The sequence below is a fragment of the Bradyrhizobium sp. BRP20 genome (assembly GCF_020194215.1).
Classification (GTDB): Bacteria; Pseudomonadota; Alphaproteobacteria; order Rhizobiales; family Xanthobacteraceae; genus Bradyrhizobium; species Bradyrhizobium yuanmingense.
In genome coordinates this window covers 464,521-487,496 of the sequence record NZ_JADYVY010000002.1, presented here as the reverse complement: position 1 = coordinate 487,496, position 22,976 = coordinate 464,521, and the positions used below count along the sequence as shown (strand labels likewise).

24 protein-coding genes are annotated in these 22,976 nt (G+C 64.9%); 12 read left to right on the top strand and 12 right to left on the bottom strand.

The genetic code is table 11. The annotated features are described in order from the left end of the window. Positions 1-9: 9 nt before the first annotated feature. The 3 genes from I6F33_RS06960 (at position 10) to I6F33_RS06950 (ending at position 1,870) form a co-directional block, all read left to right on the top strand. Positions 10-690, top strand: a complete 681-nt coding sequence (locus I6F33_RS06960; protein WP_225141678.1) for an SDR family oxidoreductase — start codon at positions 10-12, stop codon at positions 688-690. A 98-nt stretch (positions 691-788) separates the two neighbouring features. Further along, positions 789-1,475, top strand: a complete 687-nt coding sequence (locus I6F33_RS06955) for a DUF2161 domain-containing phosphodiesterase (RefSeq protein ID WP_225141676.1) — start codon at positions 789-791, stop codon at positions 1,473-1,475. 95 nt (positions 1,476-1,570) lie between these two features. Then, the gene (locus I6F33_RS06950; protein WP_036000395.1) at positions 1,571-1,870 is read left to right on the top strand and encodes a hypothetical protein; all 300 of its coding nucleotides are present in this window, start codon (positions 1,571-1,573) and stop codon (positions 1,868-1,870) included. Positions 1,871-1,950: 80 nt separating this feature from the next. On the opposite strand, the gene I6F33_RS06945 is transcribed toward I6F33_RS06950, so the two are convergent. From I6F33_RS06945 to I6F33_RS06915, 7 genes are all read right to left on the bottom strand, one after another. Further along, positions 1,951-2,556 carry a GNAT family N-acetyltransferase gene (locus I6F33_RS06945; RefSeq protein ID WP_109143965.1) on the bottom strand — a complete coding sequence of 202 codons (606 nt, stop codon included), beginning with the start codon at positions 2,554-2,556 and terminating at the stop codon, positions 1,951-1,953. 152 nt (positions 2,557-2,708) lie between these two features. After that, positions 2,709-3,107, bottom strand: coding sequence for a PaaI family thioesterase (locus I6F33_RS06940; protein WP_036000401.1), 399 nt, complete (start codon positions 3,105-3,107; stop codon positions 2,709-2,711). A gap of 140 nt (positions 3,108-3,247) precedes the next feature. Continuing rightward, positions 3,248-4,450, bottom strand: coding sequence for a kynureninase (gene kynU, locus I6F33_RS06935; protein WP_225141674.1), 1,203 nt, complete (start codon positions 4,448-4,450; stop codon positions 3,248-3,250). A gap of 8 nt (positions 4,451-4,458) precedes the next feature. Then, positions 4,459-5,298, bottom strand: a complete 840-nt coding sequence (gene kynA, locus I6F33_RS06930) for a tryptophan 2,3-dioxygenase (protein ID WP_225141672.1) — start codon at positions 5,296-5,298, stop codon at positions 4,459-4,461. A gap of 32 nt (positions 5,299-5,330) precedes the next feature. Next, a complete protein-coding gene (locus I6F33_RS06925; protein ID WP_225141670.1) occupies positions 5,331-6,143 on the bottom strand; it encodes an alpha/beta hydrolase in 813 nt (270 codons plus the stop codon). Positions 6,144-6,386: 243 nt separating this feature from the next. Beyond that, entirely contained in the window at positions 6,387-7,664 is a 1,278-nt protein-coding gene (locus I6F33_RS06920) for an ArgE/DapE family deacylase (protein WP_036000410.1), read from the bottom strand. Between the two features lie 54 nt (positions 7,665-7,718). Further along, entirely contained in the window at positions 7,719-8,444 is a 726-nt protein-coding gene (locus tag I6F33_RS06915) for a pyridoxamine 5'-phosphate oxidase family protein (protein ID WP_225141668.1), read from the bottom strand. A gap of 74 nt (positions 8,445-8,518) precedes the next feature. Here I6F33_RS06915 and I6F33_RS06910 point away from each other — a divergent pair, with 74 nt between their 5' ends. After that, on the top strand, positions 8,519-9,988 hold the full coding sequence (locus I6F33_RS06910; protein WP_036022770.1) for a PLP-dependent aminotransferase family protein: 1,470 nt from the start codon (positions 8,519-8,521) through the stop codon (positions 9,986-9,988). 67 nt (positions 9,989-10,055) lie between these two features. After that, positions 10,056-10,301, top strand: coding sequence for a DUF6719 family protein (locus tag I6F33_RS06905; RefSeq protein ID WP_036022769.1), 246 nt, complete (start codon positions 10,056-10,058; stop codon positions 10,299-10,301). Between the two features lie 10 nt (positions 10,302-10,311). Here the strand turns inward: I6F33_RS06905 and I6F33_RS06900 are convergent, their stop codons facing one another. Further along, entirely contained in the window at positions 10,312-10,674 is a 363-nt protein-coding gene (locus I6F33_RS06900) for a hypothetical protein (protein WP_036022768.1), read from the bottom strand. 32 nt (positions 10,675-10,706) lie between these two features. Continuing rightward, entirely contained in the window at positions 10,707-10,871 is a 165-nt protein-coding gene (locus I6F33_RS06895; protein ID WP_167361658.1) for a hypothetical protein, read from the bottom strand. Positions 10,872-11,283: 412 nt separating this feature from the next. Here I6F33_RS06895 and I6F33_RS06890 point away from each other — a divergent pair, with 412 nt between their 5' ends. Next, positions 11,284-11,496, top strand: coding sequence for a hypothetical protein (locus tag I6F33_RS06890; protein ID WP_036000463.1), 213 nt, complete (start codon positions 11,284-11,286; stop codon positions 11,494-11,496). Between the two features lie 12 nt (positions 11,497-11,508). Here I6F33_RS06890 and I6F33_RS06885 read toward each other — a convergent pair whose 3' ends face one another. Then, a complete protein-coding gene (locus tag I6F33_RS06885) occupies positions 11,509-12,057 on the bottom strand; it encodes a CreA family protein (protein ID WP_036000425.1) in 549 nt (182 codons plus the stop codon). Positions 12,058-12,265: 208 nt separating this feature from the next. Between I6F33_RS06885 and I6F33_RS06880 the strand changes: the two genes are divergently transcribed. From I6F33_RS06880 to I6F33_RS06860, 5 genes are all read left to right on the top strand, one after another. Beyond that, positions 12,266-13,789, top strand: coding sequence for a L,D-transpeptidase (locus I6F33_RS06880; RefSeq protein ID WP_074447896.1), 1,524 nt, complete (start codon positions 12,266-12,268; stop codon positions 13,787-13,789). Positions 13,790-13,878: 89 nt separating this feature from the next. Continuing rightward, positions 13,879-14,448: a glutathione peroxidase gene (locus I6F33_RS06875; RefSeq protein WP_036022762.1), complete on the top strand. Its 570-nt coding sequence runs from the start codon at positions 13,879-13,881 to the stop codon at positions 14,446-14,448. Between the two features lie 180 nt (positions 14,449-14,628). Beyond that, positions 14,629-15,651, top strand: a complete 1,023-nt coding sequence (locus I6F33_RS06870; RefSeq protein WP_036000479.1) for a polysaccharide deacetylase family protein — start codon at positions 14,629-14,631, stop codon at positions 15,649-15,651. 9 nt (positions 15,652-15,660) lie between these two features. Beyond that, entirely contained in the window at positions 15,661-16,212 is a 552-nt protein-coding gene (locus tag I6F33_RS06865; RefSeq protein ID WP_225141666.1) for a dihydrofolate reductase, read from the top strand. Positions 16,213-16,483: 271 nt separating this feature from the next. Continuing rightward, entirely contained in the window at positions 16,484-17,599 is a 1,116-nt protein-coding gene (locus I6F33_RS06860; protein WP_051056837.1) for a helix-turn-helix domain-containing protein, read from the top strand. Positions 17,600-17,602: 3 nt separating this feature from the next. Here the strand turns inward: I6F33_RS06860 and I6F33_RS06855 are convergent, their stop codons facing one another. Both I6F33_RS06855 and I6F33_RS06850 read right to left on the bottom strand, forming a co-directional pair. Further along, complete coding sequence (locus I6F33_RS06855) at positions 17,603-18,055, bottom strand: DoxX family membrane protein (protein ID WP_225133060.1); 453 nt, start codon at positions 18,053-18,055, stop codon at positions 17,603-17,605. Positions 18,056-18,417: 362 nt separating this feature from the next. Next, the gene (locus I6F33_RS06850) at positions 18,418-20,727 is read right to left on the bottom strand and encodes an NADP-dependent malic enzyme (RefSeq protein ID WP_225141664.1); all 2,310 of its coding nucleotides are present in this window, start codon (positions 20,725-20,727) and stop codon (positions 18,418-18,420) included. A 239-nt stretch (positions 20,728-20,966) separates the two neighbouring features. Here I6F33_RS06850 and I6F33_RS06845 point away from each other — a divergent pair, with 239 nt between their 5' ends. Continuing rightward, on the top strand, positions 20,967-22,931 hold the full coding sequence (locus I6F33_RS06845; RefSeq protein ID WP_225141662.1) for a hypothetical protein: 1,965 nt from the start codon (positions 20,967-20,969) through the stop codon (positions 22,929-22,931). Positions 22,932-22,976 lie beyond the last annotated feature (45 nt).

Here is a 22,976-nt window from a genome sequence, read left to right as displayed (position 1 = left end):
AGAACGATCATGCAAGGCAAGATCTTGATCGTGACGGGCGCACGCGGCGCGCTCGGCAAGGTGGTCGCAGAAACGGCGCTGGTACGCGGCGCGCGCGTGGCCGGCATCGATCACGCACCTTCGCAAACCGCCGCAAGCGCTGACCACATCGACATCGGGGGCGTTGACCTGTCCGACCCAGCGCAGGCGAGAACGGCCGTCGATGCGGCGGCAAAGCATTTCGGCCGGCTCGACGCATTGATCAACATCGCCGGCGGCTTTGCCTTCGAGACCGTCGGCGACGGCGATATCGCGACGTGGCAGCGCATGCATGCGCTGGACGTGCTGACCGCGCTCAACGCCTCGCGTGCGGCGTTGCCGCACCTTGCCAAGTCCACGGCCGGCCGCATCGTCAATATCGGCGCCATGGGCGCACTGCAGGCCGGCAACGGGATGGGCCCCTATGCCGCGTCGAAAGCCGGCGTGCATCGCCTGACCGAGGCCCTCGCAAACGAATGGAAGGGCGAGGTTACCGTCAACGCGGTGCTGCCCTCGATCATCGACACCGCGGCCAACCGCGCCGACATGCCGAAAGCCGACTTTTCCAAATGGGTGACGCCGCAGGAGCTCGCCGAAGTCATCCTGTTCCTCGCCAACGATGCCGCGAGCGGCGTCACGGGCGCCCTGATCCCGGTCGGTGGCCGGGTGTAGTCGCGTTCCGATCAAAACGTTAGAGGCACCGGCTCCGATTCAATCGGGGCCGAGAACGCTCTAGACTGGCTGCAACTGATTCTCCGATCGGACGTCCCTTGGAAACCGCGCTTTACCTGCCCGTCAAACGCTTCCTCGAAGAGCTCGGCTTCACGGTCAAGGGCGAGATCGGTGGTTGCGATCTCGTCGGCCTTAGCGCGGGCGATCCGCCCGTGGTGGTGATCGGCGAGCTCAAGCTTGCCTTTAATCTCGAGCTGATCCTGCAGGCGGTCGATCGCGCGCCGGCCGGTGACGAGGTCTGGATCGCAGCGAAGATGTCCGCGCGCGGCAAGGGACGCGAGAGCGACGCGCGCTATCGCAATCTCTGCCGCCGCCTCGGCTTCGGCATGCTCGGCGTGACCGATCGCGGCCAGGTCGAAGTGCTGGTGAAGCCGCCGACCGCGGCGCCGCGCCGCGAGCCGAAGGTGCGCTCGCGTCTCGTCGCCGAGCATCAGCGCCGCCAGGGCGACCCCGTGCTCGGCGGCAGCACCCGCGCACCGATCATGACGGCCTATCGCCAGCAGGCGCTGGCCTGCGCGTCGGCTCTTGCCGAAGGGCCGAAGCCGGTGCGCGAGCTGCGCGAACGCTGCCCCGATGCCGGCAAGATCTTGCTTAACAATGTGTATGGCTGGTTCGAACGCACGGAGCGGGGAATCTACCGGCTCACCGAAGCTGGACACGCCGCCCTGAACCGTTGGCCTCAGCAACGGGTGGAGGTCGGCGCAGGTGCTGCGTCACCGCTGTGACACCAGACCGGTGCATAGCTGAGATGCCGCACCGATTTCATATTGCAATGCAACATTGGCGGCACTAGGTATCCCGGCATCAAGATGAGGCCGTTATGAGCGCAGACTGGAATACCAAATATGGCACGCGGCGCGTCCGCCACGATCCCCCGACCCTGGACGAGGCGATCTTCGCCGCTGTCGGCATCACAGACGACCAGGCGCAGCAGGCCGAGATCGCCGCAGCCTTGATGGGGATGCCGCTCGACGTCGTCCAGGCCGAGGTGAAGAAGCAGGCCCGCTCCAACAGCCGCATCACCGCCACCCGCGTGATCGCCGGCGAACAGGGCGCGCAGCGCTCCGTCGTGGTCGAACGCCGCGTCGTCCGCCGCTTCGGCGCCGGCACGCGCAGCTGAGCATTCCTTTCATCGCACCGAACACGAAAGCGGACCGGCCTGGCCGGTCCGCTTTTTGATTCCTGTCCGCAATTTCCCGGTTATGCGGCTCGATTGCCGTACATGCTCGAGATCAGCTTCCAGCACGTGCTGTTGAAGCTGAGAAGCGCGCGCCCGGCCGTGAACGGCGAGGCCGCGAGATCGGCAAGCTCGGCCTCGGGCGTCTTGGCGAGGTCGATCGTGCCGGTCGATTCACCATGGCGGAAAGCCAGATGGGCCCCGAACTTCCTGGCGAGCGCCCGCATCGCATGATTGTCCGCGCCCGTCGTGATGCGCAGCTGCTTGTAGCCCTTCCAGCGGGCCTCTGCGATCAGGCGGCGGAACAGCACGGTGCCGACGCCCTGGCGGCGCGCGGAGGCTTCCACGCTGAAGGCGACCTCCGGCAAGGAACCGTCCTCCGGCGGGTGCAGCTCGGCCGCGCCGCGCACCACGCCTTCGACGATATAGGCAACGATGACGGTGCCGTCCTCGGCACAGCGGGCGGCGTAGCGCTCGATGAAGCTGTCGTCGAGAAAGCCGTTGAAACGGTCGTGCCGGCTGCCGGCATCAAGCCTCAGCAGGTGATCGCGCAGGAGCGGCAATTCTTCCTGCTGGATCAGGGTCCGCACATAGCCGGGAACGGTACGGACGGCGTCTTCAAGTACCACGTCAGAACTCCTCTTGGTGTTCCCTCGAGGAGGCGTTCGAATCCCTAGGCCTCCTATATTGTGCATCGCACCATGATTTTCAAGACGGAGACCTGCCCAAGTTTCGGGCACCGAAGCGATCAATTCGTTAATAAAATCAAAGTCCCGTAGTTTCACAGGACCAGCTGGGTCTGGGTCACCACCGCAACCAATTTGCCGTCCTCGGTTTCCAATCTGGTGGTCCAGACCTGGGTCCGCCGACCCCTGTGCACCGGGGTGGCGGTGGCGATGACCGTGGCCCCCTCCTTGGCCCCACCGATGAAATTGGTCTTGCTCTCCAGCGTGGTCGTACCCTTGGCGTCCTCGGGCAGATTGATCACGGTCGCTGCCGCGCCGACGGAATCGGCCAGCGCCATCACGGCCCCGCCGTGGATGGTGTGGTGAAGCGTGCAGAGTTCGGGCCGGACCGTCATCCGCGCCACCACGCGGTCCTTCTCCGCCTCGACAAATTCGACGCCCTTGAGTTCGGCGAACGGCATCTTCATCGCTTTAAGTTTCTCGAGCGGCGTCATCGGATCTCCTCCCAACTTCTTGTTGGCTCAACGTGAATTGCTTCAAGCCGCAAAGCAATGACGTCCGAGGTAATGGCGATGCTGACATCGGCGCGCAGAGCCGGGAAGCGCTGCACTGCGTCCGGGGCACGAGACCACCCTCACGTCACTGCATGCACCACCTGATACTCCGGCCGTCGCCACACCTCCCCTGAAATCACCTCTTCGACGATCTCCGCGGCCCGCACGATCTCGCTCTCGCCGATGTACAGCGGCGTGAGGCCGAAGCGCATGATGTCGGGCGCGCGAAAGTCGCCGACGACACCGCGGGCGATCAGGGCCTGCATCGCGGCGTAGCCGCCGGCGAAGGCGAAGGAGACTTGCGAGCCGCGCAGCTCATGGTCGCGCGGCGTCACGAGCTTGAGTTGCGGACAACGGCGCTCGACTTCACCGATCAGGAGATCGCCCAGCGCCAGCGAACGCGCACGAACCTCCTTGATATCGACCTTGTCCCAGATATCGAGCGAGGCCTCCAACGCCGCCATGGCGAGCACCGGCGGGGTGCCGACGCGCATGCGCTCGACGCCGCCCGCGGACGCATAGGCAAGCTCGAAAGCAAACGGTTTTGCGTGGCCCATCCACCCCGACAGCGCGGCGCGCGCGCCGGCGGAATGGCGCGGTGCGACATAGAGGAAGGCCGGCGCGCCGGGGCCGGCGTTGAGATATTTGTAGGTGCACCCCGCGGCGAAATCGGCGCCGCTCCCGGCGAGATCGACCGGCAGCGCGCCGGCGGAATGGGCGAGATCCCAGACCGTGACGATGCCGAGCGCATGCGCTTTCGCTGTCAACTTCGCCATGTCGTGGCGGCGGCCGGTGCGGTAGTCGACCTCGGTGATGTACAGAACGGCGATCTCCTCAGACAATGCGTCCTCGATCTCCTCCGGTGCTACCAGGCGCAATTGATGGCCCCGTCCGAGCGTCGCGATCAGGCCTTCGGCCATGTATAGGTCAGTCGGGAAGTTACCGGTATCCGACAGGATCACCTTGCGCGAGACGCTCATGTCGAGCGCGGCAGCTAGCGCCTGATAGACCTTGAGCGACAGCGTGTCGCCGACCATGACCGAGCCGGCCTCCGCGCCGATCAACCGCGCGATGCGGTCGCCGACATGGCGCGGCTGCACATACCAGCCTGCACTATTCCAGGCGCGGATCAGCTCGTTGCCCCATTCCCTGGTGATCACGCGGTTGACACGCTCGGCAACGCCCAGCGGCAGCGCACCCAGCGAGTTGCCGTCGAGATAGATCACGCCGTCAGGCAAATGGAACAAGGCTCTAGTATCGTCGTAGACGCGAAGCCGGGTCATGGACATCCCTACAGAATCGTACGCACGCGCCAGAGTTCGGGAAACAGTTCGACCTCGAGCATGCGCTTGAGATAGCTGACGCCGCCAGTGCCGCCGGTGCCACGCTTAAAGCCGATGACGCGCTCGACCGTGGTGACGTGGTTGAAGCGCCAGCGCCGGAAATAATCCTCGAAATCGACCAGCTTCTCGGCCAGTTCGTAGAGCATCCAGTGGGTTTCCGGCGCCTCGTAGACGATACGCCAGGCCTGCAGCACGCCTTCGTTGAAGCTGTGGGTTTCGCGAACGTCGCGCGCCAGCACCGCAGCAGGCATCTTGAGCCCGTTGCGGTCGGCAAGCCGCAGCACCTCGTCATAGAGGCTCGGCGTCGCGAGCTCGGCTTCGAGCAGCTTGATCGTCTCCGCATCGTGCGCGTGCGGCTTCAGCATGGCGTGGTTGCGGTTGCCGAGCAGAAATTCGATCAGCCGGTATTGCCGCGACTGAAAGCCCGAGGATTGTCCGAGTTGCGAGCGGAAGCGGGTATACTCGCTGGGCGTCATCGTGCGCAGCACGTCCCAGGCGCCGTTGAGCTGCTCGAAGATACGCGACATCCGGGCCAGCATCTTCATCGCGGGTTGCACCTCATCCCGTGAGATCGCACGGCGCGCAGCGGCGAGCTCGTGGATGGCGAGCCGCATCCACAGTTCCGTGGTCTGATGCTGGATGATGAACAGCATCTCGTCATGCGCCTCCGACAGCGGATGCTGCGCACCGAGGATCGCGTCCAGCGCGAGATAATCACCGTAGGACATGCGCAGGGCGAAATCGGTCTCGGCGCCTTCGCTTGTGGGATCGTAATCGCTGGACGTCATGGCTGGCCCCTCTCGATCGATCGTCCCTGGCCTCATTCATCGAGGCCGATCAGGCGCGCGGTGATCTGTGACGACGGATCCTTGAGCCCGTCGATCACCGTGAAATGGTTGAGGCCGGGCTCGACGACGAGGTGCGTCGGCACGTCGAAGCCGGTCCAGATGTTCGCCATCAGATCGGACTGGCGGATGAATTCGGGCCGCTCGCTGCCGCCGACCCAGGCCGTCACTGGCGAACGCCCTCGTGGCAGATGCAGCGCCGCGCTTTCCAGCGTCGCCTCCTCCATCGTCATGCGCAGCGTCTCGTTCATCCCCGTCTTCAGGAGCGGACGCAAGTCGTGCAGGCCGCTGATCGAGAGCGTACCGGCGATGCGGTTGTAGACGGCGGACTCGAGCCGGCTGTCGCCGCACAGCATGCGTGTGACGAGATGGCCGCCGGCGGAATGGCCGGCGAGCCGGATCGGCCCCGAGACGAGCGATGCCGCTTTGGCGATCGCGGCGGTGATCTCCGCAGTGATATCGGAGATGCGGGCAGCTGGTGCCAGTGTGTAGCTCGGCAGCGCCACCGTCCAGCCATGGTGCCGCGCACCTTCGGCGAGATCGGTCCAGGTCGATTTGTCGAAGCGCATCCAGTAGCCGCCATGGACGAAGACGACGAGACCCTTGCTGTCGCCGTCAGGCAGGATCAGATCGAGCCTCTGGCGCTCGCCGGCGCCGTAGGCGATGTCGGGGCGAAATTCCTTCAGCCCGGCGCGGTAGGCCGCTGCCCGCTCCGCCCACAGCGCCGGCATCTTGTCCGAGCCCGAGATGTGGGCCGAATTGGCGTAAGCGTCATCCCAATCGCGCATCGTTGCTCCCGAGGACTCGTCCGACGAACCGAAGCCAGTCTGCCACCGGTCAGGGCGGCATCCTAGTCTTTCTTTTAAGCTTAAAGGATTGAGGGAGCCGGTGGATTGGGCAGCGACCGCTACGAGGGTACAGGGTGGGCAAAGCGGAGCGTGCCCACCATCTTGGTTCATCCGAGAGAAAGGTGGTGGGCATGGCGCAAGTGCGCCTTTGCCCACCCTACCGCAGTGGCGATGGGGAGACCGCTACGCCTTCTCCACGCCGCACCATTCCGCGATGAACAGCGCCATCGCCTTGGTCGCCTTCTTCAATGACTCCAGGTCGACGAACTCGTTGAAGCCGTGCATCTCGCCTCCGCTGGCACCAAAACACAGACTCGGGATGCCGTGGTTGAGGCCGTAGAAGCGCGTGTCGGTCAGCGCCGTGAAGACGAGGTCCTCTGGCGTACCGCCATAGACCCTGTTGAAGGCCTTACCGAACGCAGCCTCGGGCTCCGCGGCGTTGGTCAGCTCATAGCCTTCCGACAGGAAGCCGGACCATTCGACCTGCGGCGGATTGTTGGCGAGGAAGCGGTGGTTGCGCGAAGCGGCGGCGACGCAAGCCATGATCTCCTTCTGGTGATCGGCGATCGACCAGCCCGGCAACACCGCAATCCGGCAGTCGACATCGCACCAGGCCGGCACGCTCGACGCCCAGTCGCCGCCCTTGATGATGCCGGCGTTGAAGTTGACGGGATGGTCGAGCGTCTTGAAGTGACGGTCGGCCTTGGCCCGCTCGTTCCATTCGATCTCGAGCTTTTGCAGCGCCTGGATCAGGTGATATGCCGCCATGATCGCGTTCGCGCCGGAGCCTGCGAAGGCAACGTGGGTCGGATGCCCCTTCACGCGGAGGCGGAACCAGATCACGCCGACCTGGGAGCGCACCATCTTGCCGCCGGTCGGCTCCGGAATGAAGCAGGCGTCCGCGCGATAGCCGCGTTGCAGCGTCGAGAGTGCGCCGACACCGGTGCTCTCCTCCTCGATCACCGATTGGAAATGGATCCGCGCCGTCGGCCTGAAGCCCGCGGCCTTGATCGCGTCCAGCGCATAGAGCGCACCGATCGTCCCGGACTTCATGTCGCAGGCACCGCGGCCGAACATCTTGCCGTCCTTGATGACCGGCGCGAATGGCGGCGTTTCCCACAATTCCAGCGGACCGGCCGGCACCACATCGCAGTGCCCTTGCAGGATCAGCGACTTGCCGCCATTGGTTCTCGGACGGTAAGTTCCCACCACGGATCGCGCCTTCGAGAAGTCGTGCTCGATCGGACCGAAGCCGCGCAGATCCTTCAAATCCTCGACGTCGATATGCCAGTCGTCGACCTCGTAGCCACGTTCGCGCAGGAGATCGCCGATCATGTCCTGGCATGGTCCCTCCGCCCCGCGGGTCGAAGGGATCGCGACGAAATCGCGGGTGGTTGCGAGCTGAGCCTCGAAGCCGCTGTCGACGGCGTCAAGAATCCTCTGCTGCGTTTCGGCATTCATTCGGGCGACTCCAGACATTCCAATGGTCCCAGGGAGCGCGCAAACTAGCCGATTTCAGCCGTTCGGGTACTCCAGAAAATATGCATCCCGCAATGCATCTTCGAGCAGCCGGCCTTCGGAATAGCCGTTCAGAGTCGCAGGCCGGCTGACACCATCGAGCAGGCGCGGGCACGGTTCGGGGGCGCCGAGCACGGTGCGGACCGGAATGCGCTCCGCATAGATCGGCAGCGCATAGTCCTCGTCATCGTCGGCGACGCCCTTGGCGCGGATCTTGGCCGAGGCTTCCTCGATTTCCATTGCGATGAAGGACGTCGCCTTGATTTCCTGCATGGTGCTCTGTCGCAGGCCGGCGGTGCGATCCGGGAAGAAGCGATCGACCATGGCGATCACCGCGCGCTCCTTCTCATCAGGATCGGTGACGAGATAGGCTGTGCCGAACGCCATCACGGCGCGGTAGTCGGCGGAATGGTTGAAGCCGCAGCGTGCCAGCACGAGGCTGTCGAGATGGGCGACCGTCAGGCAGACGCGCTCGCCCTTGCTCTGGTTGCGTAGCATGCGGCTGGCGCTCGATCCGTGCCAGTACAGCCTGGTGCCCTCGCGCCAGAAGAAGGTCGGCGTGCAATAGGGCTGGCCGTCGATTGCGTAGGAGACGTGGCACAGCATCGAAGAATCCAGGATGCGATGAACCGTGTCGTGATCATAGAAGCCGCGGTCGTGCCGGCGCTTCACCTGGTTGCGTGCCGATGTCGGATAGGAATTCGAGGTCTCGGTCTGGCTCACAGCCGCTCCTGCTCGGATGGAAGAAATCCGGAGCAGTTGTAGCGGCGCATTTGGTCTGCGATAGTTCCAATTCCATGCAAAAAATTCCGACCAATTCGTCGTCCCGAACCAAGCCCGAGCTTCCGCTCGACCTCACCGGCCCTCACGTCACGGCCGGCGCTTCTGCCGCGCACCGGCTGTATCAGGCACTGTGCGAGATGATCGTCTCCGGCCTGGTCCGGCCGGGCGAGCCGCTGCCGCCATCGCGGACGCTGGCCAGGCAGACCGGCTTCCGCCGCAACGCCGTCGTCACCGCCTATGAGCGCCTGATCGCCGACGGCTTTGCCGACGCGACGGTCGGCTCCGGAACGTTCGTCGCGGCGCGTATACCCCAGCGCGCCGCCGAGCCGAACAAGCCGAAGGTCGTTCTCGAAGCGCCAAAGCAAGGCGCGTTTGCGCTTGGCTGCACCCATATCGACGAACGCGCCGTGCAGCGTTTTCGCGCTTTCGTCGGCCGCCGCATGCGCGCATTCGGAACCGAGCACCTGCATTATGGCGACCCTCGCGGCAGCCGCGAGCTGCGCGTGGCGATCGCCGACCATCTGTTGTCGGCGCGGGGGCTGCGTTGCGATCCCGACCAGATCATGCTGACCTCGGGCACGCTGCACGCGCTGCGCATCGTGCTGAGCGCGATCCTGAAATCCAGCGACCAGGTCTGGTGCGAGGATCCGGGCTATCCCGCCGCGCGAAAAACCATCGCCCATTGCGGTTATCGCGCCGTGCCCGTCCCGGTGGACGAACACGGGATGCGCGTCGCCAAAGGCCGCATCGCGGCGCCGTCCGCGCGCGCGGCCTACGTCACGCCGTCGCACCAGTTTCCACTTGGCGTGCAGATGTCGATGCCGCGACGGCTCGAGCTTCTGGACTGGGCCAAACAGGCCGGCGCATTCGTGCTCGAGGACGATTACGACAGCGAGTTCCGTTATGACGGCGCGCCGCTGATGTCGCTCGCCGGCATCGATCGGCTCCAGCGCGTGATCTACCTCGGCACCTTTGCCAAGACGCTGTTTCCGGGCCTGCGCATCGGCTATTGCGCGCTGCCCGAACGCCTGATCGCGGACGTGACGACGGCGCGGGCGGCGCTCGACCGCTTTCCCGGCACGCTGATGGAGGGCGCGGTGGCGGACATGCTCAATTCCGGCGCCTTCGCCGCGAATCTGAAGCGCGTGCGGAAACTCTATCGCGAGGCGCGCGACGTGCTCGCCGAGAGGCTGGAAGTCGCATCCGGTGGCGCGCTTTCGGTGCCGGTGCCCTCACAAGGCCTGCATCTTGTCGCCCGGTTCGATCCTGCCGTCGATCCGGCGGTGGCGGCGCTGGCCAAGCAGGCGGCTGGCGCCGAAGGCTGGCTATTGGCCGACACCTATTCGCGCGGGCGTCCCCTGCCCGGCTTCGTGCTGGGATTTTCCGGACATCCCGTGCCGCAGCTCGTGGCGTCCGCGGAACGTCTCGCGAGGGAATCGCGCGCAGCCTTGGCCGCAAAAGGAAAACCGGCCCGCCGGGCCTGACGAAGCTTCACTATCAGAATCGCCCGCCGCTCCCTAGATTGCGGCATCGATTCCGGGACCTCACATCATGCTGCTGCGCCACGCGACCTGCCTCTCGCTGCTGATCTCCATCGCGCTTGTCTCGACGGCACGCGCTGCCACAGTCGGACGTGAGCAGGACATCGGCGATCTGAAGCTCGGCCAGCGCGTGCTCGTGGATGACGGAACCTGCCCCGCCGGTCAGCTCAGGGAAGTGCGCGGCGCGAAGATGACCGACAAGGGAGTCTCGCGCACGAGTTCCTGCGTGCCCCGGCACGGACCGAAAACGAAGTAAGGATCCAGGACTATTTCGCCGGATCGAACATGCACTGCAGGGTCGGTTTGGCGATCTTGGTGAAGGTCGGGCCGATCTCGCTGTGCTTGGAGGCCGGTACCCAATCTGTCTCGATGGTGGGCACGCCGGTCTCGCTGATGCCGCGCAGCAGCGCTTCGCGCAGATCGCGATCCTCGACGGCCGCGGCGGCGTGATCGTGCAGGCAGCCGCAGACCGCTTCCGGATGCTGCCAGCGCCCGAGCATGTGCGGCGCACACTGGCGCACGAATTCGCCACGCGGATCGGGTAGCCTGGAAGGTGAGCGGACCTGCGCCTGAACGGAGTTGATCGTCAGAAGGGACACGAACGCTGCGGCGCAGAGACGAAGCAACATGATAGTTTTGCCGGCTGTTTCGTTGTGTGCAGTCAGAAGCGCGCGGCGACCATGATCGGCTGAGCGGCCGGAACCGCAACGGGCGAGCCGCTGTACTGGAAGGTACCGACACCGGGGAGATTGCCGTCGGGCGCACCCGCCAACGAGGAGCCGGCGAGCACGAAACCGAAAGCAAGGATGAAGCTGAGCGCGCGCATGATCTGTGTCCCAATTCTGTGGCCGGCGGTGCGCCGTCGTCCTTATCAGCCTGATAACCATGGGCGGTTTCGCGCGTGATGCGCGAAAAACTGAAAATGGTTTCGTCTTCGTGAGAATTGTTTCGTCCCGGCCACGGCGACGAAACAATTCTCGGAAAATGCCAGTTATTTCAGATAGGTCTGGCGGCAGGCCAAAGTCGCCTGCCAAGTTCCGGCGCCGGCACGGACGTGCACCCCGCCCAAGCGTTGTCACGCGGCCGCCGCGCGCGCTTCACATGCATTTTACGTTTTTCTGCTGAAAGGGCGGCAAAAGAAGGCTGGATCCTGTCGAACCGGAATTGGTTCAGCAACGACCCAAGCCATCGAAACCGAGACGCCCGGATCATCGGGCGCATTCACGTGAGGGATGGCCATGATGGCGGGAAATCGCGCAACGCCGCGCGATGAAAATCCACCGACGGAGCGCGCAGATCAACCGATCATTCGCGGCAGCACCGGCGCAATGGCGCTGCAATCGAGCCGCGGCCTCGAGGCGGCGCCGCAGACGTTCGTGCGACTGACCGGATCGCGCCTTGCGACGCCGCGCGATCGCCGCCGGGTGAACGCGAGCGCGTTGCAGGAGTGAACGCGGAGCGCCTCATTGCGTGAAGAACTCGCCGCACTTCTGGACGTTTGCGTCCGCAGGTCCCCACGGCATGATCGGCACGGTCGAGGTCGAGTTCTTGGGCGAGCCTTCGATCAGCTTGTCTGAATAGACCATGTAGACCAGCACGTTGCGCTTGGCGTCGCAGCCGCGCACGATCTGCATCTTCTTGAAGAACAGCGACCGGCGCTGGCGGAACATGTCGTCGCCCTGCTCCATTTTGTGCTTGAACTTGACCGGACCGACCTGGCGGCAGGCCAGCGAGATATCCGAGACCTCCTCGGCAAGGCCGAGCCAGCCTTTGAAGCCGCCCTTCTCCGGCACCGTGAAATGACAGGCGACGCCTTCGACTTCGGGATCGTCGAGACCATAGGTCGCGAGCTTGTCGTTCGGGCTCATCCATTTGAACACGGTAGAGCGGCGGAAGATCAGATCAGGTTCGTCGGCCGCAGATGCCGACGCCATTGGCGCGGTCAGAGCCAGGAGGAATAAAGCGAGGCCTTTCAGACGGATGCTCGAAAGACCGGGGAAACGAGATGACATGAAGTTCTCCGCTAACAAGTCCCCGCAATGTAGGAACGCAAGCGGCGGTCAGGAAGGCGGCAGAGGAGCGGACCCGGCCGCCGTTTACCGCTCCGTGAGGCTTTTTTGCTACGCCTTGGACAAAAGTAGCTGATGGCAGAACCGCGCTGCTGGTGAACGCGTATTCCCTTTGCGAGACTAACGTCTGATTTGGATAATGGATTCGAGGATGAACAGCGTGAACGGGTGGGGTTCGCCTGCCAAGCCGGCACGGCTGTGGCAGGTCGCCATGTTGACGGCGGCGGGTGCGATCGGCGCAACCAGCGAAGCAAACGCAGCATTTTATTACTGGACGGACTATTCCGACCGGCCCTACTACGCCCGGCCGAACCGGCTTCCCGAAATACCGCGCCAGAAGCCGCAAAAGCGCGGCGCCGCAAGCAAGAAGGACGTCGTTGTCGAGAAGGAAGCCGGCACCAAGCCGCAAGGGCCACTCGTCATTGTCGTCTCGATCGACCGGCAGAAGATGACGGTCTACGACAAAGCCGGCGTGTTCGCGGAATCACCGGTGTCGACGGGCATGAAGGGCCACTCGACGCCGATGGGCGTGTTCAGCATCATCCAGAAGCACAAATTCCACCGTTCCAACCTCTATAGCGGCGCGCCGATGCCGTACATGCAGCGGATCACCTGGTCCGGCGTCGCGATGCATGCTGGCGCGCTGCCGGGCTATCCGGCCTCGCATGGCTGCATCCGCATGCCCATGGCGTTCGCGATGAAGATGTGGAACTGGACCAGGATGGGCGCGCGCGTGATCGTGGCGCCCGGCCAGGTATCGCCGCAAAGCTTCTCCCATCCCGTGCTCGCCTCCATGCGCGTGCCGCCGCAGCCCGCCGCGAGCCTCGCGCCGCAGACCAATGTCGCTGACAAGGCCGATAAGGGCACGACCGAAGCCAAGCCGGTCGAGACCAAGACGGCCAGCGCCGACAGCGTGGTCGAGCTGCGCACCTCGGTCGGCCACACCGTGTTGTCGGACGTGACCACCGGCCATGCGGCTGCGCGCGAGGAAGCCGCGGCGACGGCCAACGAGGTCAAGACGGCCGAAGCGGCCAAGCCTGCGTCCGAAGACGCCGCCAAGCCGGCGACCGAGAACAAGCCTGCCGACAAGGTCGACCCGGTCAAAACGGAAGCCGCGAAGGCACCCGATGCGCCGGCGCTCGCCACCGCACCCGATGCAAAGAAGGACGAGGGCCGCCTCACCGATCCTGCGCCGGCGGCAAAGCCGGACACACCCAAGCGGGCCGGCCAGATTGCCGTCTTCATCAGCCGCAAGGATTCCAAGCTCTATGTGCGGCAGAATTTTGCGCCGCTGTTCGAGGTGCCTGTCACGATCGCCGCGAGCGACCGGCCGCTCGGCACGCATGTCTTCACCGCCGAGCTCGACAAGGCCGATGCCAACACGCTGCACTGGTCGGTGGTGTCGCTGCCCGTGTCCGCCCGTTCCGTGGCGCGCGAGGACGACAACCGCGTGGCGCGCCGCCAGCGCGGTGCCGCCGTGATCCCCGTCGCCGCAAAACCGGTGGTGACGCCGGACAGCCCAGCCGAAGCCCTCAACCGCATCTCGGTCCCCACTGAGACCATGGCGAAAATCAACGAGATGCTGACGTCAGGCGGCTCGATCATCGTCTCCGACCAGGGCATCAACCAGGGCGAGACCGGCGAAGGTACCGACTTCATCGTCCGCCTGTACTAGCTCTCTCGCAGGACCGATAACGCGGTGTTGACGCGCGAGGCCGCAGTGGCGGAGTAATCTGCCCTCGGATCATCTCGGGGGACGCCGTCATGATGAATCGCAGAACCGTGCTGAGCGTCACGCTTGCGGGCGCGTTCGCGCCTGTCACGCGCGCCCTCGCCGATGGCGCCATGAGCCGGATCTCGGCCTACGCCTTCTCCTTCCCCGCATTGTCAGGCGACGACATCCGCCTCGCCACGTTCACCGGCAAACCGCTGCTGGTGGTGAACACGGCCTCGCTCTGTGGCTACACGCCGCAATATGCCGGCCTGCAGGAAATCTGGAACGAGTTTCGCGGGCGCGGGCTCACCGTGATCGGCGTGCCGTCCAACGATTTCGGCGGCCAGGAGCCCGGTGGCAGCAGCGAGATCACGCAGACCGCACACCACCAATATGGCGTTACCTTCCCGATTACGGCCAAGGCTGCGGTGGTCGGTGCGCGGGCGCATCCCTTCTACAAATGGGCCGCGGAAGCCCGACCGAAGGAAGTTCCGCGCTGGAACTTCCACAAATACCTGATCGGCCGCGACGGCTATATCGCCGAGGTATTTCCATCCGCCGTCGAGCCGGCCGACACGCGGATCAAGACCGCCATTGCAAGGGCCCTGGCCGACACTTGACTCACGTGCACGACTCAAGTGCACGCCATCCGGCTGGGCACAATTGCGACGCGGCATCAAACAGCCGTTGCAATGGCGATGGCCCACCATCTAGGCTAGGATTGTTTTGGGCAGGACGGTTTTTTGCCGCAGGCGAAAAGCCACGGCGGAACAACGGGATCAATCTCGAGGGACATCACCATGCGCGTGGCGGCAGGACTGATTTTAGCAGGTGCGATGTCGGTGGCGCTCTCCGGCGCCGCATGGTCGCAGACGCCGGCCGCGAAGCCCGCGGCCGCACCGCAAGCCGCGCCGGCGGCAACACCAGCGGCTGCAACATCCCCTGCAGCTCCAGCGCCCGCAGCAGCGGCTGCGGCGCCAGCGGGCTTCGTCAATCCGCCCCCGCCGAAACAGCCGCCGCAGCCGGCCCGCGCGGCCTGCAACACACCGGGCGCACTCGGCGTCGCCCGCACCGTCGAGATCGACACCACGGGCGGTCCCGGCTTCGGCTTCGAGCATTTCAAGGAGCTCGACTTCCTGCGCGACAAGGAGGTCGTGCTGACCTTCGACGACGGCCCCTGGCCGCGCAACACGCCCGCGGTGCTGAAGGCGCTCGCGGACGAATGCACCACCGGAATCTTCTTCATCATCGGCAAGCACGCGACCTACGAGCCGGAGGTCCTCAAGCAGGTCTACGCAGCCGGCCACACCGTCGGCGCCCACACTTGGTCGCACGCCAACCTCAACAACAAGAAGCTCAACGAAGCGCAGCGCAAGGACGAGATCGAGAAGGGCTTTGCGGCGGTGAAGTGGGCGCTCGGCGGCATCTCGCCCGCGCCGTTCTTCCGCTTCCCGGCGCTGCAGCATCCGCCCGAGATGGTCACCTATCTCGGCAACCGCAATGTCGCGAGCTTCTCCTGCGACATCGACTCGTTCGACTTCAAGGCTTCCAAGCCCGAGAAGATCGTCGAGACCGTGATGAAGAAGCTCGACACCAAGGGCAAGGGCATCATCCTGATGCACGACTTCCAGAAGCACACCGCGGAGGCCCTGCCCGAGCTGCTCAAGCGGCTGAAGGCGGGCGGCTACAAGGTGGTAGCGATGCGCGCCAAGTTCCCGGCCTCGACGCTGCCGGAATACGACCAGGAGCTGCTCAAGGATCTCAAGCTGCCGACGGTGAGCCAGCGCCCGGTCAATTCGGTGGTGACCACCGTTTCCGAATAGCCGTCGCACTTGTCTTTCCGTATCGAAGGCTACGTCATCGTCTCCGCGGACGGCATGCTCGCCGATCCGTCGCACATCATGCCTGAGACGTTGAAATTCGAAGGTGACAAGCGGTTCTTCGAGCAGGCGCTCGATCGCGCCGCGCTGATCGTGCACGGCCGCAACTCGCACGAGCAGCAGCCGAATTCGGCCAGCCGCAAGCGGCTGATCCTGACCCGCAAGACCAGGGACCTCACCGTCGATCCGGAGATGCCGAACGCGACGCTGTGGAATCCTGAGCATGCGAGCTTCGAGGAGGCCTGCGCCTTCGCCGACGTCGCATCCGGCATGGTCGCCATCATCGGCGGCCCGGTCGTGTTCGACCTGTTCATGGACCGCTACGACACGTTCTGGCTGTCGGAGGCTCCGCATGTGCGGCTGCCCGGCGGTGAAGGCTGCTTCGTCGGCGTACCCCAGCGGACGCCTCACGAGGTGCTGGCTGCGCGCGGGATGAGGCCGGGTGCGCCCTACCTCCTCGACGCGGCGCATGAGGTGACCGTGACCCCGTGGCGGCGGGGGTAGCCTCTCGATTCGAAAGTGGAAAAACAACCCCATGCACAGTACCGGCAATAGAATACCGTTTCGTATCTTGCTGCTTCATCAGGCTAAAATTGGTCCGCCGCCGGCCAGCGCAAAGCCGGCTAGCATATTTGCCGAGACCCTAAAATCGGCCCCGACGGCGGTCGTGGCGCTATAGCCAACGTCCGCGGCGCGGCGTCAATACGAGCCAACGGCTGCGACACACCGCATCAATAGACTGAGACAAAAGAGCAAAAACTAACCCACGGCCAGAATGAGCGACGACTGCACGACGACTAGTCCGACGGACGCTTCCGGATTGAATGACGATGTCGCCCCGATATCGTCCCTGCTGCCGGCATTCGGCTTCAGCGCCGATCAGATGGAGACGGAGGCGAACATCGCAGCGTGGCGGGAAGCCGTCGCCACGCTGTTCGAGGTGGACGAGCTCGCCGCCGGCGAACCGGGCCCGTTTCGCGCCGACCTCAGCTCCTACGCCATGGGACCGGTGCTGATCGGGCTGAGCCGTGCCAGCGGCCAGCGTTTCCGCCGGACGGCCGAAACGATCGCGCGCAGCGGCGTCGACCACATCATCCTCCAGCTCTATCTGAAGGGCGGCTATGACGGCGTTGCCGGCACACGGCCGATGCGCGTACGCGCCGGCGACATCTGCCTGTTCGATCTCGCCCAGGCGCTGGAGACCAAGGCGACGGCGTTCGAGAATGTCACGCTGGTCGTGCCGCGCCCGATGTTCGCCGCCCATCTCTTGCGGGTCGATGATTTGCATGGCCTGGTGCTGCCGGGCAGCAGCGTGATCGCGCGATTGCTGGCGGGGCATCTCACCGCCCTGTTCGAATTTGCCCCGCGCATGAGCCTCGACGAATGCCAATCCGTGGTCGAGGGCACGGTGTCGCTGCTGGCCGCGTGCCTTCGCAACGAAATCGAACGGGGCGAGGCCGATGCCGACCATGGCGTCGCGGCAAGCCCGTCCTTGATGCGGATCCGCCAATATATCGAGGCTGGCCTTGCCAGCGAGGATCTGTCGGCCAATTCGATCGCCGCCCATTTCGGCCTGTCCCGGGCCTCGCTGTACCGGCTGTTCGCCCCGGTCGGCGGCATCGCCGACTACATCCGCAGCCGCCGGCTGCACCGCGCCTTCTTCGACCTCGCCAATTCGGGCGCGCGGGGCCCCCGGATCAGCGAGGTGGCACGGCGCTGGCAGCTCGGCACCGACGCGCATTTCACGCGCTCGTTCAAGGCCGCCTACGGCATCACGCCCCGCGCCGCACGGGAGGCCGCCCTGCTCGGCCGACAGCGCGGCAGCGATGGAGCGAGCAGCGCGACGATTTCCCGCTGGATGCGCGAGATCGCGCCGCCGAGAGCGGAGTGACCGCTAGACGTCGCCGTAGGCCGCCTCGGCCGGACGCGTGGTGCGGCCATAGCCGATGATCATGCAGAGCGCGCCGATGATCGAGAGGTTCTTGAGCGCGTCGACCAGCATCTTGGCGTTGTCGGGCGCCGCCATGTTCCAGAAATCGTAGAACAGGACGGTCGCGACGGCGACGTAGACGATCAGCAGCATCGCGAAGAAACGCGCGCCGAAATTCAGCGCGATCATCAGCCCTGCAATGAGCTCGAGCCCGCCGATCGCGATCGCCAAGAGCTGCGGCGTGGTCATGGCGGTCGCCGTCTCGACCTGCTGGGCATAAGGCGCGACGACATCGGGCACCACGAGCTTGGTTGCGATGACGTCGGCGGTGGCCTGGATGGCAAACAGCTTGGTCGCGCCCGTGTAGATGAACAGCACGGCGAACAGGATTCGCCCGAAAGTCACGAACGCTGGCATGATCGGCCTCTTGGCAAGCTCAGAGCGCAGAACGCAGAACGCTTGAAGGGGATTATGGAGAGTCGTGCGCCGGTTTACAAACGGGGAAATGGCGAACTGATAGGAATTCAAAATTGCCGGTCTCTTCCCTTCTCCCCCTTGTGGGAGAAGGTGGCTCGCCGCGAAGCGGCGAGACGGATGAGGGGTATCTATCGGCACGGGCAACTCGCGAGATCCCGACTCGCGGAAACAACCCCTCATCCGGCGCCACGGCCGAAGCTTCGCTTCGGCGTCGCTAAGAACGGCGGCCGAAGGCCGCCTATGCCACCTTCTCCCACAAGGGGAGAAGGATTGCACCTCCAGCGGCGCGCGACAGCGGTGCCTTACGTAAACAACGTCGGCTGCTGCCGCGAGGCGCGTTCCTGCGCTTCCACCACGGCCACGGCCGTCATGTTGAGGATGCCGCGTGCCGTCACCGAGGGGGTGAGGATATGCGCGGGGCGCGCCGGGCCGACCAGGATCGGGCCGACGGGCAGCGCGTCCGCGAGCGACTTGATCATCTGATAGGCGACGTTGGCGGTATCCAGGGTCGGCATGATCAGGATGTTGGCCTCGCCCTCCAGCTTGGAATGCGGCAGCACCATCCTTCGCGCAGCTGCGGAGAGTGCGGTGTCGCCCTGCATTTCGCCGTCGGCCTCGATCTCCGGATGCTTGTCCTTCAGAAGCTGGGTCGCCAGCCGCATCTTGCGTGAGGAATCGGTGTCGTAGCTGCCGAAATCCGAATGCGAGACGAAGGCGATCTTTGGCTTGATGTTGAAGCGCTGGACGTGGACCGCGGCGAGCGATGCGATCTCGGCAAGCTCCTCCGCGCTCGGATTGGGGCGAACTTGCGTGTCGGCGATGAAGAAGGCGCCTTTGCTGGTGATCAATAGCGCCAGCGCCGCATAGTCGCTGATTCCAGGCGAGAAGCCGACGATCTCGCGGACATGGCGCAGATGGCTCATGTAGCGGCCCTCGACGCCGCAGAGCATGGCGTCTGCTTCCCCGCGCGTGACCGCGAGCGCGGCGATCACCGTATTGTTGGTGCGCACCACGGTGCGGGCTGCATCCGGCGTCACGCCGCGGCGACCGGCGACCTCGACATAGGACTGCACGTAGGAGCGGTAGCGCGGATCGTCCTCGGGATTGACGAGGTCGAAATCCTTGCCGGCCCGGATCGAGAGGCCGAAGCGCTTGATGCGCGCCTCCACGACCGACGGACGGCCGACCAGGATCGGCCGCGCCAGCTTTTCCTCCAGCACGACTTGCGTGGCGCGTAGCACGCGCTCGTCCTCGCCTTCGGCATAGATCACGCGCACCGGCTGGGTCTTGGCCTTGGCGAACATCGGCTTCATGACGAGGCCGGAGCGGAAGGCGAAGCGTTCGAGCAGCGCGGTGTATTCGTCGAAATTGGTGATGGGGCGCGTTGCGACGCCCGATTCCATCGCCGCCTTCGCAACGGCCGGCGCGATGCGCAAGATCAACCTGGGATCAAAGGGGCTCGGGATCAGCGAGCCCGGACCGAAGCCCTGCGTCTCGCCGGTGTCGAAACCCTGCGCGACGGCATCCGACGGCGCCTCGCGCGCGAGCTGCGCGATGGCCTCGACGGCGGCCTGCTTCATCTCCTCGTTGATCGCGATGGCGCCGACGTCGAGCGCCCCACGGAAGATGAAGGGAAAGCAGAGGACGTTGTTGACCTGGTTCGGGTAGTCGGAACGGCCGGTGCAGATCATGGCGTCGGGGCGCGCCTTGCGCGCCTCTTCCGGCATGATTTCCGGCACCGGATTGGCGAGCGCCATGATCAAAGGCTTGTCGGCCATCGCCTTGGCCATCTCCGGCTTGAGCACGCCCGGCGCCGAGAGCCCGATGAAGATGTCGGCGCCGCCGATCACGTCGGCGAGCGTGCGCTTGTCGGTCTTCTGCGCATAGACCGCCTTCCAGCGGTCCATCGAGGTGTTGCGGCCCTCGTGCACGAGGCCGTCGATGTCGCAGACCCAGATGTTCTTGCGCTGCGCGCCCATCGAGACCAGGAGATTGAGTGTCGCGATCGCCGCGGCCCCTGCCCCCGACGCGACGATCTTGACCTCGGACAGCTTCTTGCCGTTCAGCCTCAAACCATTGGTGATGGCGGCGGCGACGATGATCGCAGTGCCGTGCTGGTCGTCGTGGAAGACCGGAATCTTCATGCGCTCCTTCAAGCGCGCTTCGATCTCGAAGCATTCCGGCCCGCGGATGTCCTCCAGATTGATGCCTCCGAAGGTCGGCTCCAGCGCGGCCACGGTCTCGACCACGCGGTCGATGGTGTCGGCGGCGATCTCGATGTCGAACACGTCGATGCCGGCGAATTTCTTGAACAGGACCGCCTTGCCTTCCATCACCGGCTTGGAGGCCAGCGGACCGATATTGCCGAGGCCGAGCACCGCGGTGCCGTTGGAGACCACGGCAACCAGGTTGGCGCGCGTGGTGAGCGTGGCCGCCTCGGCCGGATTCTTGGCGATCTCGGTGCAGGCCGCGGCGACGCCCGGCGAATAGGCCAGCGCGAGGTCGCGTTGATTGGCAAGCGGCTTGCTTGCCTGGATCTCGAGCTTTCCAGGGCGCGGCAGACGGTGGTAGGCGAGCGCCGCCTGGTGGAGATCATCAGAATAGGACGACATGCGGTGTCTCGCCTCGCGTTACCGGCCTCAAAAATGCGATTCGACGGCCCAAGCGGACCGTATTTCCGGGTCATGGAAACGGGATGAAGCACGGCCGAAGGCCCGGTGGCAACATCCGATTGCATCCCCGTCAACAGGGCGCGCCGTCAAATATTTGAAACCATAGCTTTCTCTGGACCGCGCGGCGTTTCGCGAATATGGCAGGTTGCGCGATCCAAAATCGGCAATCGGAGCTGGGAATGAAGCGAATCCTGATCGGCCTCGTCGTGGCAGCGGTGCTCGCCGCGGGCGGATGGTTCGGCTTCAATCTGTATGTGCAGAACCGGGCGACCGCCGAGGTCGAGGCGGTGTTCGCGCAGATCCGCTCGGGTGGGGGCAAGGCGAGCCATGGCAAGATCGGGTTCGAGCTCGCGACCCGGACGCTGACGATCGAGGACATTGCAGTCGAGCCTGCCCAAGCGCAGATCGCCACCTTGAAGGTCGCCAAGATCACGGCCGTCGGTGTGCGCCAGCCGGACGAGGCCCGTTTTTCGGCCGACAACATCGATGCATCCGGGATCGAGGTCGGATTCACGTCCACCGACCGGATCACCGTGAAGGCGAACTACAAGATCCCACAGATCAGCGCGCGAGATTTTTCCGGCCCGACCCGCGCACACGGCCCGCCGTTGGCCGGCTCGATCATCGACATGTATCGCTTCGTCCTCGCGCAATACGCGACCATCTCGGCGTCGGAGATCGCGGTGCCGACCCTCACGGTCAACATCAATGCGGGCGGCAATGCCGGCGGCGGGGATTATGTCTATTCAGGTCTATCGGTCCAGAACCTCAACCGGGGCAAGATCGAAACGGCGAAGATGGACCGCGTCACCTATACGGTCGACCTGAGCCAGCCGGGCAAGCCTGGGAAGATGACCGGCGAATTGTCCGGCCTGGCCATCTACGAATTCGACCCAACCGCTGCGAGGGCCGCGCTCGATCCGCAAGGATCGAGCGACGACAATTTTCACAGGATCTATCGGCGCATCTCGGTCAACTCCTATGTCGTCACCGCGGCGCCCGGCATGCGCATGCAGGTGGACGGTTTCACCTTCGACGACATTGCCATCCGGCCCTCGAAATTCCGGCCGTCCGAGATCATCGCGCTGGTGCCGGCCGACGGCTCGATCCCAACGCCGGCGCAGTCGCGCGACATGATCGCGAGAGTGGCTGATTTCTTCGAAAGCTTTCAGATCGGCAAGGCCGAAATCGGCCGACAAACGGCCGAGACGCCGCAAGGGACGGGACGGCTCGACGCGGTCAAATACGATCAGGACAGAATAACGCTGGAGGGCCTCGACATCCCGATGCCGCAGGGCCAGTTCAAGATGGACCGCTTCGCGTTGAAGTCCTTCAGCGTGGCAAATCTGATGCGCTGGGCGGCGAGTCTCCAAACGCCGGGACGGCCGCCCTCGCCCGATCAGATGGTCGGCCTATTCCGCGTGCTCCAAGGTGCCGAGATCAAGGGCGTGGTCTCGCCGTACAAGACGACGCGGCAGCTCTTCACCATCGATACGATCAGCCTGAACTGGGGGGAGTTCGTCGGGCCGATCCCGAGCAAGGTCAATCTGGTCGTGAAGATGGTCGCGCCGACCGATCCCGCCAATCCGGCGCTGCAGCCGCTGATCGTGGCAGGCGTGGACAAGCTGGCGATCGATCTGGATCTCGGCGCGGCCTGGACGGAATCGTCGGGCGCGTTCGCGCTCGCCCCCGCTACGCTCGATCTCGGCAACCTCGCCAGGCTGCAGACCCGCGTCGCGCTCGTCAATGTGCCGCGCGGCCTGTTCACGACCGACCCGGCGCAGGCGATGGGTCAGGCAGCGCTGGTCGAAACCGGCGCGCTTGAGGCCTCGCTGCGTGACGGCGGCGTGGTCGATCTCGTCGTGGCGCAGTTCGCACGCATGCAGAATGTCAGCCGCGATGCTGCCCGCAGCGCCATCGTCGCGATGATCAGGGCGCAAGGCGAGAAGATCGCAGGGACCAATAGCGATGCCAGGGGCGCGGTCGACGCGCTCGCCGGATTCGTGGAAGCGCCGGGGCAGACGCTGACCATTAAGCTGACGCCCCGCGCCAAGGTGCCGTTGATGCAATTGATGCAGCTCTCGCAAACCGACCCGCAGAGCGCGCTGGCGCAGTTCAGGATCGAGGCCTCGACGGGGCTGTAGGGAAGAGATAGGCGGCTCTCTCCTCCTCGTCATTGCGAGGAGCTC